Origin of the sequence: uncultured Tessaracoccus sp. (assembly GCF_947255005.1) — a bacterium.
Lineage (GTDB): Bacteria > Actinomycetota > Actinomycetes > Propionibacteriales > Propionibacteriaceae > Arachnia.
Map to the genome: position 1 here is coordinate 1 of NZ_CAMYFI010000052.1, position 15844 is coordinate 15844.

Genomic DNA, 15844 nt, shown 5'->3' on the forward strand with positions numbered 1-15844 from the left:
CGGGGAGCTCGCGTGGAGTGGTGCCGGTGGCGAGGAGCACGACGTCGGCGTCGAGCGCCGTTTCGCCGGTGTCGGAGTTGACGATCACGCGCTCGGCTCCGTCGAGGCGCCCGGTGCCGTCGACGATGGTGATGCCCTCGGCTTCCAGCCGGGCGCGGATGTCGTACGACTGCGCCCGAGCGAGCGCCAGAATGCGACGGTTCACTTCGGCGAAGTCGACGTTCACCGCGTCGGAGCCGCCGTCGATGCGTAGCCCAAGTTCCTTGGCGTTCTCGATGCGGAAGAGCACTTCGGCGGTTGCGATGAGGGTTTTGGAGGGGACGCAGTCGGTGAGCACCGCTGCTCCGCCGAGGCCCGTGCGCTCCACGAGCGTTACCTCTCCCCCCAGCTGGCGCCCCACGAGCGCCGCTTCATATCCGCCTGGTCCGCCGCCGATGATCACAACCTTGGTCACGCCCCCATCCTTGCATACCCAGCGCCTGTCGGCAGCGAAACGAGTGCCCCGCGCCTGCGTCGTGCTGACGCCCTTGCCCGTCGCTGCACCGCCCCCCCGCCCCGCCCTGCCTGGGCAGGTGCGACCTGTGCGGCAACTGAGCGGATCAAGTGTCACCTGCTTCCCGAAGGCGCCTCGTCGCAGCTAGGCAGGTGACACCTGTTCCGGAACAGAGCCGCACAGGTTACGTCTGCCCGGCGGGGGGGTACGCCTGCCGGACGGGGTCAGCGTCGGGCGGCCGACGGCGGCTACAAGAGCGCGCGGGTGCGGACCTCCTCGGTGGCTCGTAGACTGGCTGACATGACGCAAACCCCGGAAGAACTTGCCCGCGCAGCAGCGCAACACCTCAGCACCCTCGTCCCGACGATCGACCTCGCCCTGGTGCTGGGGTCGGGCTGGTCGAGCGGCGCCGACCAGCTGGGCGAAACCATCGCCGAAGTGGAACTGGCGACGGTGCCCGGTTTCGCAAAACCCGTTGTCAGCGGCCACGGTGGCGCGCTGCGCATTGTGCGCACGGCTGGCGACAAGACCGCCGCAGTGTTCACCGGCCGCACCCACTACTACGAAGGCCGCGGCGTCGCCCCCGTCGTGCACGGCGTGCGCACCGCCGCGAGCTGGGGCGCCAAGCAGATCGTGCTCACCAACGGATGCGGCGGCCTCAACCCCGACTGGGCGCCGGGCACCGTCGTACTCATTAGGGACCACATCAATCTCACCGGCGACACCCCGCTCATCGGCGCCACTTTCGTCGACATGACCGAGGCCTACTCCCAGCGCCTGCGCGACGTGGCCCACAGCGTCGACGCATCCCTGCCCGAGGGCGTGTACGTGCAGTTCCGTGGCCCCCAGTACGAAACCCCCGCGGAGGTGAAGATGGCAGGCATCTTGGGAGGCGACCTCGTCGGCATGTCGACGGCGCTCGAAACCCTCGCCGCACGTGAGGCGGGGCTCGAGGTGCTCGGGCTGTCGCTAGTCACTAATGCCGCAGCCGGGATGAGCGGCGACAACCTCAACCACGCCGAAGTGCTGCAGGCCGGCAAGGACGCGGGCCCCCGCCTGGCATCGCTACTCAGCGGCATCGTCGCCGCGCTCTAGGAGGAACCATGTCCATTATCGATGACGCCATCGCCTGGCGCGACGCCGACTTCGATCCCGACACACGAACCGAGCTCGCCGATCTGATCACCAGAAGCGAGTCCCGCGACTCCGACACCGCGCGCCCCGCGCTGGAAGCCATCGAGAGCGCCTTTGGCGGCACGCTCCAGTTCGGCACCGCCGGGCTCAGGGGCCGGCTCGGCCCCGGCCCCGCTCGCATGAACCGCGTCGTCGTGACGCGGGCGGCCGCCGGCTTCGCCCGCTGGCTCCAAGGTGAGGGCATCACGTCCGGGAGGGTCATCGTCGGATACGACGCCCGGCACAAGTCAGCCGACTTCGCCCTCGACACCGCGCAAATCTTCGCCGGAGCAGGCTTCGATGTGCTCCTCACCGACGAGCCCACCCCCACCCCACTCATCGCCTACGGTATCCAGCACTACGGCTGTGTGGCCGGCATCGTCGTCACGGCCTCACACAACCCGCCGCAGGACAACGGTTATAAGGTGTACCTGGGCGACGGCTCGCAGATCGTGCCACCCGTCGACGGCCACATTGCCGCTCGCATCGCAGAGGTTGCGACGGAAGACCTCGCCGCACTCCCCCGCAGCGACGAACGAACCATCATCGGCGACGATCTCCGTGACGCCTACGTCGCCCGCCTGCGGGAATTCGTCGGCGCAGACGCCCCGACGGACGTCCGCTGGGTGCACACCTCGATGCATGGTGTCGGCGCCCGCATCATCCGACAAGCCGCGCGCACCCTCGGGTTTCCGAAGCCCATCGAGGTATCCGAGCAGTCCAAACCCGACCCCGATTTCCCCACCGTCTCATTCCCAAACCCCGAGGAACCAGGTGCGATCGATCTGGCGCTCGCCCTCGCCCGCCACGCCGAGGCGGACGTCGTCATCGCCAACGACCCCGACGCCGACCGCTGCGCCGTAGCGACGAAAATGGACGGCGATTGGCGGATGCTCACCGGCGATGAGCTGGGCACGCTACTCGGCGACGACGCCATCCGCCGCGACGTTCCCGGAACGCTAGCGAACTCCGTCGTGAGCTCTACGCTGCTGCGAACCATGGCACGCGATGCCGGACGCGAACACCAGACCACCCTCACCGGATTCAAGTGGATAGGACGCGTACCGAACCTCGCGTTCGGATACGAGGAGGCCATCGGCTACTGCTGCGACCCGAAGGCAGTGCCTGACAAGGACGGCATCTCCGCAGCCATGACTGTGCTGCGCATCACCGCCGAGCTCAAGGCGGAGGGCAAGACCATCCAGAACCGGCTCGACGACATCGCGCGCCACTACGGCGTCTACGCCACCTCCCAGCTCGCGGTTCGAGTGGCTGATCTGTCGATCATCGCCCAAGCCATGGCGAAGCTGCGCAGCAACCCGCCCACGACGCTGCTCGACGAGCCCGTCACCGTCGTGGATTTGCTGCCAGGATCGCCTGAGCTGCCGCCGACCGACGCGATCGAGCTCACCGGCGAGCGCGTGCACGTCGTCGCCCGCCCGAGCGGGACGGAGCCCAAGCTGAAGTGCTACCTCGAGGCGCGCATGGAGCCCGCCGACGACGTAAGCCGCTCCCGTGAAGCAGCCACCGACCTGCTCAGGCGCCTGCGCGAGGAGATGGCGGAGGCCCTGGGCATCGAGGAGTGATCTCCCGGTTGCTCGACTGAGCGCACACCAGATGGCAATAATCGCCCTACCAGGGCCCAAACTCGCATCTGGTGTGCGCTCAGTCGACGTCAGCGCTACATACCCTGACGCAGCGCCTCGGTAAGATTGGCCCATGACGAAACGGCGGATCTTCGCGTTGTTGGCCGGGCTCCTGGTGTTCTTCATGGCGGCGCCTGCCGCCCATGCGGAAGGCAGCACCCCGTATCGCGACATTCATGTTGACGTGCGGCTCGACGAACAAGGCACCGCCCACGTGGCCATGGAATTCACCATGGAGTTCGACCGGCGGCCGGGGCGAGGCCCCGCCCTGCAGTTTTTCACTACACAGAAGGACGGCAAGAACCCAGACGAAGAATACGTGTTCGACTTCTCCAAGCCGAGGGTCTCTTCCCCCACCGGCGCTCGAACGGACCTAGATGAGGAGCGCGGAATGCACGCGGTGGTGTGGCGGATCGGCAGCAAGGATGTGCGCTACCGCGAGCCCCAACAGTACAAACTGGAGTTCACGGTGAAGGGCATCGCCTGGGACGACCACCCGGAATCCGGGCTCGCGGAGTTCAGCTGGCAGATATTTTCCGATCTCGACTCACGGTTCACCAACTTTGATACGACGCTGTCCGGCCCGGTGGCAGTAGAAAAAGCAGCCTGTTTCACTGGCGTCGGCAACCGGACCAAGTGCGCTGCACGCATAGATTCTGGCAAGGCTCACGTCCACGTCGACAGTGTCCCCGTCGGCCAGGGCATACAGCTCGTGGCAGGCTTCCCGAAGGGCACCTTCAATGGCGCAACCCCTAGTAAACGACGGATACCCACCCTCGGATCCAACCTTACTCCCGGTGTCGTCCCAGGTGCGACAGCCGGTGGCCTCGCCGCCGTCGCGGCCATCGGCACCTGGGTGATGGGACGGCGCGCGAAGCGTGACCTCGTGTACCTCGGGCTCACCCCCGGCCTAGCGCCGGCGGAGGGCGAGGACGCTCCTGTCGGGCTCAGAAACACGAGCAAGATTCCTGTCGCGGTGCAATTCCAGCCGCCGGCGGACGCCACGCCTGGCGAGATCGGCACACTCATCGACGCGACAGCGGACAGCATCGACGTGTCCGCCACCATCATCGATCTCGCCGTGCGCGGCTATATCCAGATCATCCCCAGCCCGAGCGGCAAGGAGTTCACGCTGCGTGCACTGGGCAAGAGCACCAAGGGGCTGCGCCCCTTCGAACGCTCCCTGCTCGGCACTATTTTCCGAGGCCAGCCGACGCGCTCCACGCAGGATTTACGCGACGAGCGCTTCCACGACGTCGTGGCCCAAGCACGCGCCGGCCTGTACAACGCGATGACAGCGAACAAGTGGTTCGTGCAGGATCCGCGAACGAGCGGCGCGAAGAAGGCTTCACTCGGTGGCGTCATCGCGCTCGCCGGGGCAGGGCTCGGATGGTTACTGTTTGAGCGTTCCTTGGCACTGCTCGGGCTGCCGCTAGTTGTGCTGGGCATCGGCTTGGTGTTCGTGGGAATGACCAGTAAGCGCCGCACTGCACGCGGCTCGGCGATGCTGCAGCAAGCGCGCGGCTTCGAGTTGTACCTGCGCACCGCCGAGGCCGATCAGATCAAGTTCGAGGAAGGCATCGACGTCTTCAGCCGGTACCTTCCCTTCGCCATGGTCTTCGGGACGGCGGACCGCTGGGCAACAACGTTCGAGCAGCTTGAGCGCGAAGGCCGCTACCGCGCTGATCGGAGTTGGATTGCCGGTGATGCTCCCTACGACGTGTGGTTCTACAGCTCGATGGCCAACAGCTTTGCCAGCTCGTTCTCTGAATCTGTGAACGCCGCCTCCGCGGCCCACGCGAGCGTGAGCTCGTCTGGCGGTTCCGGGTTCAGCGGCGGCGGTGGCTTCGGTGGTGGTAGCGCCGGCTCGTGGTGAGGTAGACCTCCTTGAGATCGTTTCGAGACGACCGCTTCGCGGTCTCCTCAACGATCGGGTTAGGGGTAACGCGCGGTCTCCTCAACGATCGGGCTAGGGGTAACGCGCGGTCTCCTCAACCATCGGGTGGATAGCCCCGTAAACCCCCTCTGACAAGGCCATCCAAAATTGTCAGAGGTGCCGTCTACAGTGTTGTACGTACCTGGGAAAGGAGGTGAACAAGGCATGTTGACGGCAACCGGAATCGACGCATTACAGCTCGCGGCAGACGCGCGCCAGCAGCGCAAGCTGGCGCAAATCGCGGAGGTCGTTGGCCTCGCGCAGGCGGCAGAGGAGTACCATGTGACGCGCTCCGACGTGCAGGAAGCCGTCGAGCAGATCGCCCAGGAAGCCGCCATCACGGGGCGTCTCGGTGCTCCTGCTGTGGGTGAATTCTTCGCGCTCGAGGCCGCCGCGGTGCTGGGCGTCAGCCCCGGCGCGATGTTCATGAAGCTCCATAGCATTCTGTCGGTCAAGCATCGCCACCCCATCATGTGGCAACGCTTCCTCGCCGGCGAAATCTGGTGGTACGAGGCGGCGGAGGTCGAAGATTTGTGCAGCAGCCTCACGCTGGAGGCCGCCCGCCGCGTCGACGAGTTGGTCGACGTCGCGCGTCGCACGCTCTCTTGGTCGGCGGTCGTTCAGCGGATGCCGCACTACATTGCGCTGGCATGCCCCGAAGAGGCACAACGCCAACAGCAGCGCCAGGCCGCACGTAGGCACGTGCGGGTGGGTAAATTTGAGCACGGCAGCGTTCACATCGACGGCCTACTCGATGCGCGCGATGCCGTCGATTTCGAGGGCGCCATCTCTGAACTCGCCAAGCGCCTTCCCGACCCCGACGATCCGCACGCGGTGTTGACAGCAGACGAGAAGCGCCAGATCCGCCGAGCTGCCGCCGTAGGCGAGCTTGCCCGTGCTGCGCTCGGGCAAGATCCGCTGCCCACGCACACGCTCGTCGTCCACCTGGACACCACAGCTCCGGCACTGGATCCCGACGACGACGGCACCGGCTCAGCGTGGGTCGAAGGCTGGGGCTCGCTACTCAGCGAGGATCTCCCCCGCTTCCTCGTTGGTTCCAAGGTGACGGTTCGCCCCGTCGTGGATATCCGTCGCCTCGCACCTGAACACCAGCACGACCCCTCGCTGCCGCTGCGCTTCGCGATCCAACAGCGCCACCCGGTAGAGGTGTTCCCTTATGGCACTCGGCCGTCGCGGTCCTGCGATCTCGACCACGTCGAGCCCTACCGCGACGATGACACGCCCGGCCAAACGAGGCCCAGCAACCTAGCCCCCTTGTCACGACGGGTGCATCGCGCCAAGACGTTCGGCGGTTTCGTCCTTCGTCAGCCCGCACCGGGCGCGTTCCACTGGCGCACGCCGCATGGGTGGGAGTTCATCGTCGACGATCTCGGTGTGCACCACATCACTTCACCACCCAGGCGAGTCCCAGCCGAGCCTCCTCCCGAGCCATGGGACGCGCATCCATCTGAACCCCCGCCGCCCGATGAGCCTCCACCTCCTGAACGTGGGTTGCTCGTCGCGCTCCAACATGAGCTCTTCCCCGCTTGCTGAACATTACTGCCTCAGCTAAGGAACCCGCTCACTCGCCAATCGGGGCCCAACTGGGGCCTGTCTGGCCGAGCTTCTCGTCGAGCTTTTGGAACAGCGGGCTGGGTTTCTCCAACGGCGTCCCCGGCACGATGTCGCGGTGCTCCCAAACAGCCAACTGCGATGCGTAATCGCCCTGCAGCGTGAGGTACGTCATGTCACCGTCGGTGACCTCGACGATCTCTGGCTGCGCGGCCCAAATACCGTCGCCGCCGAGCGCCTCGAACACCTTCTGCGCTGAGTGTGGCAGGTACGGCGTGAGCAGCGTGTTGCAGTCGGTCACGGCCTGGAGCGCGACGTAGAGGATGGTGTCTCGACGCGCGAGGTCGTCCTTCTTCTTCCAGGGTTCCTGGTCCGAGATGTACTTGTTGGCCAGTCCGACGACGCGCATCACCTCGGTGATTCCGGCCTTGAAGCGCCGCGCTTCAATGTGCTCCCCGACGGTGGCGAACGCCCGCTCGCACTCTGCCAGCAGGGCGCGGTCGTCGTCGGTGAACTCACCGTGCTCGGGCACCGCACCGACGTTCTTGTGTGCCATCGAGATGGAGCGGTTCACGAGGTTGCCCCACTCGTTGGCGAGCTCGTAGTTGGTGCGGCGAACGAACTCGTCCCAGGTGAAGTCGGTGTCGTTGTTTTCCGGCCCCGCCACGGCAATGAAGTAGCGCAGCGCGTCGGGGCCGAACTCGGCGAGGAAATCTTTCACGAAGATGCTGGCGCCGCGCGAGCTGGACACCTTCGAACCCTTCATCGTCATGAACTCGGAGCTCACCACCTCGGTGGGCAGCTGGAGCTTCCCGATCGACGGGCGCACCTGGCCACCCGCGTCTCCCTCGCCGTTGCAACCGAGCAGGATAGCCGGCCAAATCACGGAGTGGAACACGATGTTGTCTTTGCCCATGAAGTAGTACGACTTCGTGTCGGGCTCGTTCCAGAAGGTGCGCCAGGCTTCCTCGTTGCCGGAGCGCTTGGCCCATTCCTTCGTCGCGGACAGATACCCGATCACGGCGTCGAACCAGACGTAGATCGACTTCATCGGGTTGTCTTCCCAGCCTTCGACAGGCACCTGGATGCCCCAGTCGAGGTCGCGCGTGATGGCGCGCGGGTGGAGGTCTTCCAACAGGTTATGGGAGAACTTGAGGACGTTGGGCCGCCATTCTTGGCGGGTGTCGAGCCATTCGCCTAGTTTGGTGGCGAGCTTCGGCAGGTCGAGGAAGTAGTGCTCGGTTTCGACGAATTTCGGGGTCTCGCCGTTGGTGCGGGAGCGAGGGTTGATGAGGTCAGCCGGGTCGAGCTGCTTGCCGCAGTTGTCGCACTGGTCGCCGCGAGCACCGTCGTAGCCACACAGCGGGCAGGTGCCCTCGATGAAGCGGTCGGGTAGCGTGCGTCCGGTCGACGGGGAGATCGCGCCCATCTGCGACTGCTTGGTGAGGTAGCCGTTGTCGAGCAACGCGAGGAACACGTCTTGTACGACGGCGGCGTGATTCGGCGTCGTGGTGCGGGTGTAGAGGTCATAGCTGAGCCCGAGGCCCTGCAGGTCTTGCACGATCTGGGCGTGGTATTTGTCTGCAGTCTCGCGAGCGGTGAGCCCCTCCTGATCGGCCTTCACCTGAATTGCGGTGCCGTGTTCGTCGGAGCCAGACACCATGAGCACGTTGTGCCCGCGCATTCGCATGAACCTCGAGAACACGTCGGAAGGAACTCCAAAACCGGAGACGTGACCAATGTGGCGCGGGCCGTTGGCGTACGGCCAAGCGACGGCGTTCAAGATGTCGGACATGGGCGTCATTGTATCGCCGCCTAGTCCCCCGCTTCACCTCGCGCGGGCGCCGTCGCGGAATTCCGATCAAGAGTAGATGCGCCGCAGTGTATCCGGGGTACCGAGCCACGCCAACGCGCCGAGTAGCAGAATTGCGCCAGTGATGCCGAACGCCCAGCCGTAGCCCACGGCGTCGGCTATGGCGCCTGCCACGAGCGGCCCGATGATGGAGCCGATGTCGGTCATCATCTGCGTGCTGGCTACGACTTTGCCTGCTGAGCGATCACTACCGATGACGTCCGCAGTCACCGCCTGCGACGCGGGGTTGAACATGCCCGCTCCAAAGCCTGCGAGCAAGCACAGGGGAAGGGTGAGCCACATCGACGCGGTGAACCCCAGCATGATCGTGAAGACGCCCGCAGCTGCCAGCCCGCCCATGATCATGGGTTTGCGGCCGTGCCGGTCGGCGAAGGTCGACGCAAACGGCAGCGCGAGGGCCGTGCCGATCGCGAAGAGTGCGAGCGCCGCGCCCGCCACCCACGCTTTGTCCGACACCACGGCAGCGATGAACAGCGGCACCAGTGCTGTGCGAACGCCGAAGTTCGCCCAGCCGTGCCCGAACAGGCCCGGAATGTTCGCCAGGAATGCCCTATCCCGAAGCGCCTCGGCCAGGGTCATGGGTGCGGCGGCCGGGACGCCGCCCCTCGTCCTCGTGGGTGATGTCGACGGCATCTTCGCCCACATGATGATGCCGGCGATCATGAGCGCACCCGCGTACAGCAGGAACGGCACCGCCACCCCGAACTCGGCCAGCGTGCCGCCAAACACGGGCCCTACCATGTTGCCGATCATGAACATGGCGCCATACAGCGCCGACACCCGCCCACGCATGTGCGGCGGCGCGATGCGAATCAGCAGCCCCATCGCGGAGACGGTGAACATCACGGATCCGACGCCCCCCAGCGAGCGGAAGATCAGCAGCTGCCAATAGTTCTGCGCAAAGGCGGTGAGCGCCGAGGACGCTGCGACGGTGAACACCCCGACGATGTAGATGGCCTTTTCGCCGAACTTTGATACGAGCGAGCCGGCCGGCGTCGCCCACAGCAGTCGGAACACGGCGAAGGCACTCACGACGACGCTCGTCGCGGTGACAGCCGCGTCGGGGAACACCTCTTTCGCCATCGAGTTGGCGAATTGCGGCAGCACAGGGGCGATGAGCCCGAACCCCATCGCAATAGAGAATGCCGCGGCCAGGAGCACCCAGACGCTTGGCGGCAGACTCTCTTTGCTTCTCATCGCCCACATTCAACCACCAAGTGCCAGCAATCTCACCCGCTCGAGGGATCTGCGCATGCCCACCGCCAGCTAGCATCAGCAACTATGCAGACCCGCCCATTGCCCCCGCACTGGTTGCGCACCGACGCGCTCGTGGCGCTCGCGCTCGCCGCGCTGGGCTGTGGCCTATCGTGGCTCGTCATCGCCGCCAACCTGTCGATCTTCTCCCAGTCGTGGGGGATGCAGTGCCTGGGCACCGTCATCGCCTCGCTACCGTTGGTGTGGCGTCGGCGGTTCCCCCTCGTCGCGGGTATGGCGCAGGCCGTGCTGTACACCATGGCGAACTCTTTTACCGGGATTGACATCTACACCTCGCAGGTGGTGCTGTTCCTGGGGTTCTACTCGATCGGCGCGTGGTCGTCGAAGCGCGGCCAGGCGCTGTTGGTGCGCATCTTGATCTGCCTGCTCATGGGGGTGAGCTTCGTGGTGGCGTCGTTTGCGAATCTGGGGAAGGTCACGCAGGCGGAGGCTATCAGCGCCACCCAACTGGCGGCGTTCATCGTGATCAACAGCATCGTGAACGTCGCGTTCTTCACCGGTGCCTGGACTTTCGGTGACCAGGCGTGGGATCAGGCGATGGAGCGGGCCGAACTCGACAACGCCGACGCCAACATCAAGCAGTTGCAAGCCCAGCTGGTGGCGGCTGCCATCGAGGAAGAACGCCTGCGCATCGCCCGCGAGCTGCACGACGTCGTGGCCCACCACGTCACCGCCATGTCGGTACAGGCCGCGGCGGCACGTCGGCTCCTAGAACACGACCCCGGCGCCGCGACCGCGTCGCTCATAGAGGTGGAATCGAGCGCCCGTGCCGCAGTGAGAGATCTCCGCAGCATGGTGCTCACGTTGCGCGACACCGACGATGCGCCCGCTCCGGAACCAACGCTCGCGGATCTCGCTCCGCTCGTCGCAACTGCCCGCAACAAGGGCCAACGCGCCACCTACGAGGAGATCGGTACCCTTCCTGAGCTCACCCCCGCCGCCGAACTCGCGCTCTACCGCGCCGCCCAGGAAGGCCTCACCAACGCCGCCAAACATGCCGGCCCCCATGCGACGGTGCACGTGCGGCTGCGCGGGCTGCCGGATGCCGTCGAGCTGGAAGTCGCCGACGATGGGCGCGGCACTGCAATCTCTCTGCCGGGCACCGGCACTGGGCTCACGGGGATGCGCGAGCGGATCGCCGCCGTCGGTGGCACGCTGGAAGCAGGCCCGAAACCTCGTGGCGGGTTCCGCATCCGCGCCACCATTCCTGCAGGAGCTGCACGATGACCACTGTTCTACTCGTAGATGACCAGGCCCTCATCCGCTCGGGGTTCGCCACCATCTTGAATACAGAGCCCGACATCGAGGTGGTGGGCCAGGCGAGCAACGGCGAGGAAGGCGTGCAGCTCGCGCTCGAGTTGGAGCCCGACGTGATCTGCATGGACGTGCAAATGCCGGTGATGGACGGCATCGAAGCCACCCGCAAGCTCACCGCGGCGGGGTGCCCGTCGTCGGTACTCATCCTCACCACGTTCGATCGCGACGATTTCCTCTTCGAGACGTTGCAGGCGGGCGCCTCCGGCTTCCTGCTGAAGACCTCTGAAGCCGAGCAGCTGATCGACGCCATTCACGTCCTGGGTGCCGGCGATGGGCTGCTCAGCCCGCAGGTGACACGTCGGGTGATTGCCCGTTTCGCCAGCACACGGCCTGCCCCGACGAGCGCCCCCCAGGTGGACGCGCTCACGTCGAGAGAACGCGATACCCTCCTATTACTCGCACGTGGATTATCGAATGCGGAGATCGCCGACGAGCTCTTCGTAAGCTCAGAGACGGTGAAGACGCACGTGTCGAATATCCTCATGAAGCTTGGGCTGCGCGACCGCATCGCGGCGGTGATCTGGGCCTACGAGCACGGGCTCGTCTCCCCCTCAAGCAGCTGATCCCCCACTCGGGGGAACTGCGAAAACCCCTCCTGAGGGGGAAGTGCGACGATCTTCCCCGTCGGTAGCGTAAGTGTCATGATCAGCGTAAGAAATGTGCACCGATTCTTCGGTGAGAAACATGTCCTGAAGGATGTCTCGTTCGACATCAAGCCTGGCCTCATGACGGGTTTCGTCGGCGGTAACGGCGCCGGCAAAACCACCACGATGCGTATCATCCTGGGCGTCCTGGCAGCCACCGAGGGTGAGGTGCTCGTCGACGGCAAACCCACCACACGCGAGTTCCGCTCCAACATCGGCTACATGCCCGAAGAGCGCGGGCTCTACCCGAAGATGAAGGTCATCGACCAGCTCGTCTACCTCGGCCAGCTGCACGGCAAATCAGCCGCCGACGCAAAGCGCCGCGGGCTGGAACTCCTCGAACAGCTCCAGCTCAATGGCGACCCGAAGGACACCCTCGAGTCGCTCTCGCTCGGCAACCAGCAGCGCGCCCAGATCGCCGCCGCCTTGGTGCACGAGCCGGCCGCGCTCATCCTCGACGAGCCGTTCTCCGGCCTCGACCCGGGTGCTGTCGACCAAACCCTCGTGGTGCTGCGCGACGTTGCCGCCACCGGCGCGCCGGTGCTGTTCTCGTCGCATCAGCTCGACGTGGTGGAGCGGCTGTGCGACGAACTCGTCATCATCGCTAACGGCGAGATCCGCGCGAACGGTACGAGGGCCGACATCCTCGCCGCCGACCAGCGCGACGAATGGGAACTCGTCACTGACGGCGACACCGGCTGGGTGCGCGACGCCGGCGTGAACGTCCTCGAGTTCGACGGCAACTACGTCAAGTTCCACTGCGCCGACGAGACGCAGGCCAATCGGGTGCTCGCCGAAGCGCTCCAGCGCGGCCGTGTGCAGCGCTTCGGCCCCGTCCAGCGCACCCTGCACGAGATCTACAAGGAGTTGGCACAGTGACCACCACGCAGACCCCCCAGCAGACCCCTAAGCTCACACCTCCCCCATCGTTCACGTCCATCGTTGGCGTGGTGGCCAAGCGCGAAATCATGACGCGGGTGCTCTCCAAGTCGTTCATCATCTCGACGGTGGTCACCTTGGCCATCATGCTGGCCGCTTTCGTGTTCGCCCCCATGCTCGGCGACTTGGTGGAGGGAGACGCACCCCGCGTCGTCGCCACCAAGGACGTTGCCTCAAAACTCGACGGCGTACCCGACCTTGAGGTGAAGGAAGTGCCCGACGAGGCCGCCGCCCGCGAGGCGGTACAGACCGAGAGCGCGGATGCGGCCATCGTCGCGAGCCAGTCGTCGCCCACCGGCGTGAAAGTGTTCACGCTGGACAGCCCGCCTGAAAGCGTCATGAGTGCGGTGTCCCTCTACCCAGAAATCGAGGTGGTGCAGAAGGTTGCTGCCGACGGCAGCCCCGCCAACGGGCCCAACCCGATGGTCACCTACTTCCTGGCCCTCGGCTTCGGCATCGTGTGGATGATGGCCGCCATCACCTTCGGCATGAGCATCGCGAACTCGGTGGTGGAAGAAAAGCAGACCCGCATCGTCGAGATCCTGCTCGCGTCCGTCACGTCGAAGGCCCTGCTCACGGGCAAGATTCTCGGTAACTCTGCGGCCGCACTGGTGCAGATTCTACTTATGGCGGGCGTCGCATTCCTGGGCATGGCCATCAACGGCACGGCCCTGCCGGTGCAGAACCTCGCCGCACCGATCGGCTGGTTCATCGTCCTGTTCCTCGTGGGCTTCGTGATGGTCGCTTCGCTCTACGCCGCAGCGGCATCGCTGGTGTCAAGGACGGAAGACCTCGCCAACGTACAGCAGCCGATCATGTGGCTCGTGATGCTGCCGTACATAGCGATCCTCCTGTTCAGCGATAACCCGACGGCACTGACCGTCATGAGCTACATCCCGTTCACCGCTCCGGTGGCCGTACCCATGCGGATCTTCCAGGAGCAAGGCGCGGTGTGGGAGCCGGTGCTTTCGCTGGTGCTGCTGATCGCCTTCACTGCGCTGATCATCGCGCTGGCAGCACGGATCTACGACAACGCGCTCCTGCGCACCGGTAAGCCTGTCAAGTGGAAGGATGCGCTGCTCGACAAGTAGCCGGGCTGTCACTTCAAAATCCGTCCCCAGATTCCTCGAACCCCCAAAAAACAGAGGGGTAGGTGAATCTGGGGACGGATTTTGAAATTTTCTCGGCATGCACCCCACGTCGCTGCGCGAGAAAGAACGCTCAGAGCACCGCGCCTGGCTGGTAGGCGGCGGCTTCGGGATTCGCCGCGACGATAGCCTCCACCTGCTGCGCCACCGCATCCACCTGGCGGCCCGCCGTGCCGGCGAGCTTCAACGGCTGAGTGACAAGGGCACCCAGTTCGTCGCGGGTGAGGCCAAGGCGCTCGTCGGCGGCGAGGCGGTCGAGCAGGTCGTTGACCTGCAGGCCCTCGCGCATCTCGAGTGCCACGGCGACGGCGTGCTCCTTGATGGCCTCGTGCGCTGCCTCGCGCCCCACGCCCTTGCGCACCGCGGCCATGAGCACCTTCGTCGTGGTGAGGAACGGCAGGTAGCGCTGGAGCTCCGCCTCAATCACGGCGGGGAAAGCGCCGAAATCTTGCAGCACGGTGAGGAAGGTCTCGAACATCCCGTCCAGTGCAAAGAAGGCGTCGGGTAGCGCGACGCGGCGCACGACGGAACAGGACACGTCGCCTTCGTTCCATTGGTCGCCGGCGAGCTCCCCCACCATCGAGACGTAGCCGCGCAGGATCACGGCCATCCCGTTCACGCGCTCGCAGGAGCGGGTGTTCATCTTGTGCGGCATGGCCGACGAGCCAACCTGGCCCTCCTTGAACCCCTCGGTGACGAGCTCGAGCCCCGCCATGAGCCGCACTGTCGTCGCGACGTTGCTGGGCGCGGCGGCGATCTGCGCGAGGGCGGTGACGACGTCATAATCCAGACTGCGCGGGTACACCTGCCCCGTAGAGGTGAGCACGCGCTGGAAACCGAGCCCTTCGGCGACCTGACGTTCCAGCGCGTCGAGTTTGTCGACATCGCCGCCCAGCAGGTCAAGCATGTCCTGCGCCGTGCCCATGGGCCCCTTGATGCCGCGCGCCGGATAGCGGGCAATCAGTTCGTCGAGGCGCTGCAGCGCGGTGAGCAGTTCGTCGGCGGCGGTCGCGAAGCGCTTGCCGAGCGTGGTGATCTGGGCCGCGACGTTGTGCGAGCGCCCCGTCAACGCCTGGTCGCGGTACTGCACTGCCAGCCTGGTGAGCTGCGCCAGCGTGGCGATGGTGCGCGAGCGAACAAGGCGCAGCGACTCCAAGATTTGTAGCTGCTCGATGTTCTCGGTGAGATCGCGCGACGTCATTCCCTTATGCACGTGCTCGAACCCGGCGAGGGCGTTGAACTCTTCGATGCGAGCCTTCACGTCGTGGCGGGTGATGCGTTCGCGCCCGGCGATCGCGTCGAGATGCACCTCGTCGATGACGGATTCGTAGGCGGCGATGACGTCGTCGGGGTTGTCTCCCCCGAAGTCGACGCCCAGGTCACGCTGGGCGCGAAGCACGGCGAGCCACAGTCGTCGTTCCGCCACCACCTTCGCTTCCGGCGCCCAGATGGCGCACATGGCGTCAGACGCGTATCGATTGGCGAGGACATTGGGCAAGCTCATGCCGCCAGCCTAGTGGGTAGTAGCCGTCGTCGCGCGGGCGTGCACCACAGCTCGCGGCACGTCTCGCTCCACCGCGTACAGACGTGTATCGCGTGCCGTGAACGTTGCGCTCTGAAACGCCTACCGCAACGATCTCGGCGCACGCTAGAGTTCCGCCAGTGGACCCATGTCCATGCAACTTTTCGTACAAGTACACAACCTGCCGACGGAGACGATGCAATGAGGAGAACCGTGGCTTCGCTAGTGTCTTTGACACTAGCGCTGACCGGCGGTGCAGCGATGGCACTCCACGCTGACGCCGCCCCCACCCCAAGAGATCTACCC

General features: G+C 65.5%; 12 protein-coding genes. 8 read left to right on the plus strand and 4 right to left on the minus strand.

The features are described 5' to 3' along the window. Positions 1–454: FAD-dependent oxidoreductase (locus Q0X61_RS10040; RefSeq protein ID WP_297742392.1), on the minus strand; the 454-nt coding region annotated here is incomplete at its 3' end. Between the two features lie 339 nt (positions 455–793). Here Q0X61_RS10040 and Q0X61_RS10045 point away from each other — a divergent pair. The 4 genes from Q0X61_RS10045 to Q0X61_RS10060 all read left to right on the plus strand — a co-directional run bounded on the left by Q0X61_RS10045 (position 794) and on the right by Q0X61_RS10060 (position 6802). Further along, positions 794–1588, plus strand: a complete 795-nt coding sequence (locus Q0X61_RS10045) for a purine-nucleoside phosphorylase (protein WP_297742393.1) — start codon at positions 794–796, stop codon at positions 1586–1588. Between the two features lie 8 nt (positions 1589–1596). Further along, a complete protein-coding gene (locus Q0X61_RS10050) occupies positions 1597–3252 on the plus strand; it encodes a phospho-sugar mutase (RefSeq protein WP_297742394.1) in 1656 nt (551 codons plus the stop codon). Between the two features lie 133 nt (positions 3253–3385). Next, positions 3386–5188: a DUF2207 domain-containing protein gene (locus tag Q0X61_RS10055; RefSeq protein WP_297742395.1), complete on the plus strand. Its 1803-nt coding sequence runs from the start codon at positions 3386–3388 to the stop codon at positions 5186–5188. A gap of 225 nt (positions 5189–5413) precedes the next feature. Beyond that, positions 5414–6802 carry a DUF222 domain-containing protein gene (locus Q0X61_RS10060; protein ID WP_297742396.1) on the plus strand — a complete coding sequence of 463 codons (1389 nt, stop codon included), beginning with the start codon at positions 5414–5416 and terminating at the stop codon, positions 6800–6802. Between the two features lie 28 nt (positions 6803–6830). Here the strand turns inward: Q0X61_RS10060 and metG are convergent, their stop codons facing one another. Beyond that, a complete protein-coding gene (metG, locus tag Q0X61_RS10065) occupies positions 6831–8615 on the minus strand; it encodes a methionine--tRNA ligase (protein ID WP_297742397.1) in 1785 nt (594 codons plus the stop codon). Between the two features lie 66 nt (positions 8616–8681). Then, the gene (locus Q0X61_RS10070; RefSeq protein WP_297742398.1) at positions 8682–9890 is read right to left on the minus strand and encodes an MFS transporter; all 1209 of its coding nucleotides are present in this window, start codon (positions 9888–9890) and stop codon (positions 8682–8684) included. Between the two features lie 84 nt (positions 9891–9974). Between Q0X61_RS10070 and Q0X61_RS10075 the strand changes: the two genes are divergently transcribed. From Q0X61_RS10075 to Q0X61_RS10090, 4 genes are all read left to right on the plus strand, one after another. Next, a complete protein-coding gene (locus Q0X61_RS10075; RefSeq protein ID WP_297742399.1) occupies positions 9975–11195 on the plus strand; it encodes a sensor histidine kinase in 1221 nt (406 codons plus the stop codon). Next, the gene (locus tag Q0X61_RS10080; protein ID WP_297742400.1) at positions 11192–11848 is read left to right on the plus strand and encodes a response regulator transcription factor; all 657 of its coding nucleotides are present in this window, start codon (positions 11192–11194) and stop codon (positions 11846–11848) included. Before Q0X61_RS10075 ends, Q0X61_RS10080 begins: the two co-directional genes overlap by 4 nt. Before the next feature lie 78 nt (positions 11849–11926). Beyond that, the gene (locus tag Q0X61_RS10085) at positions 11927–12808 is read left to right on the plus strand and encodes an ABC transporter ATP-binding protein (protein ID WP_297742401.1); all 882 of its coding nucleotides are present in this window, start codon (positions 11927–11929) and stop codon (positions 12806–12808) included. After that, positions 12805–13959 carry an ABC transporter permease gene (locus Q0X61_RS10090; protein ID WP_297742402.1) on the plus strand — a complete coding sequence of 385 codons (1155 nt, stop codon included), beginning with the start codon at positions 12805–12807 and terminating at the stop codon, positions 13957–13959. The genes Q0X61_RS10085 and Q0X61_RS10090 overlap by 4 nt, the downstream gene beginning before the upstream one ends. A 130-nt stretch (positions 13960–14089) precedes the next feature. On the opposite strand, the gene purB is transcribed toward Q0X61_RS10090, so the two are convergent. Then, the gene (gene purB, locus Q0X61_RS10095) at positions 14090–15520 is read right to left on the minus strand and encodes an adenylosuccinate lyase (protein ID WP_297742403.1); all 1431 of its coding nucleotides are present in this window, start codon (positions 15518–15520) and stop codon (positions 14090–14092) included. Between the last annotated feature and the right edge of the window lie 324 nt (positions 15521–15844).

What these genes read in the sequence shown, in the direction of transcription:
- Q0X61_RS10045 (WP_297742393.1), top strand. Translation starts at nt 794, where the DNA reads ATGACGCAAACCCCGGAAGAACTTGCCCGCGCAGCAGCGCAACACCTC.
- Q0X61_RS10050 (WP_297742394.1), top strand. Translation starts at nt 1,597, where the DNA reads ATGTCCATTATCGATGACGCCATCGCCTGGCGCGACGCCGACTTCGAT.
- Q0X61_RS10055 (WP_297742395.1), top strand. Translation starts at nt 3,386, where the DNA reads ATGACGAAACGGCGGATCTTCGCGTTGTTGGCCGGGCTCCTGGTGTTC.
- Q0X61_RS10060 (WP_297742396.1), top strand. Translation starts at nt 5,414, where the DNA reads ATGTTGACGGCAACCGGAATCGACGCATTACAGCTCGCGGCAGACGCG.
- metG (WP_297742397.1), bottom strand. Translation starts at nt 8,615, where the DNA reads ATGTCCGACATCTTGAACGCCGTCGCTTGGCCGTACGCCAACGGCCCG.
- Q0X61_RS10070 (WP_297742398.1), bottom strand. Translation starts at nt 9,890, where the DNA reads ATGAGAAGCAAAGAGAGTCTGCCGCCAAGCGTCTGGGTGCTCCTGGCC.
- Q0X61_RS10075 (WP_297742399.1), top strand. Translation starts at nt 9,975, where the DNA reads ATGCAGACCCGCCCATTGCCCCCGCACTGGTTGCGCACCGACGCGCTC.
- Q0X61_RS10080 (WP_297742400.1), top strand. Translation starts at nt 11,192, where the DNA reads ATGACCACTGTTCTACTCGTAGATGACCAGGCCCTCATCCGCTCGGGG.
- Q0X61_RS10085 (WP_297742401.1), top strand. Translation starts at nt 11,927, where the DNA reads ATGATCAGCGTAAGAAATGTGCACCGATTCTTCGGTGAGAAACATGTC.
- purB (WP_297742403.1), bottom strand. Translation starts at nt 15,520, where the DNA reads ATGAGCTTGCCCAATGTCCTCGCCAATCGATACGCGTCTGACGCCATG.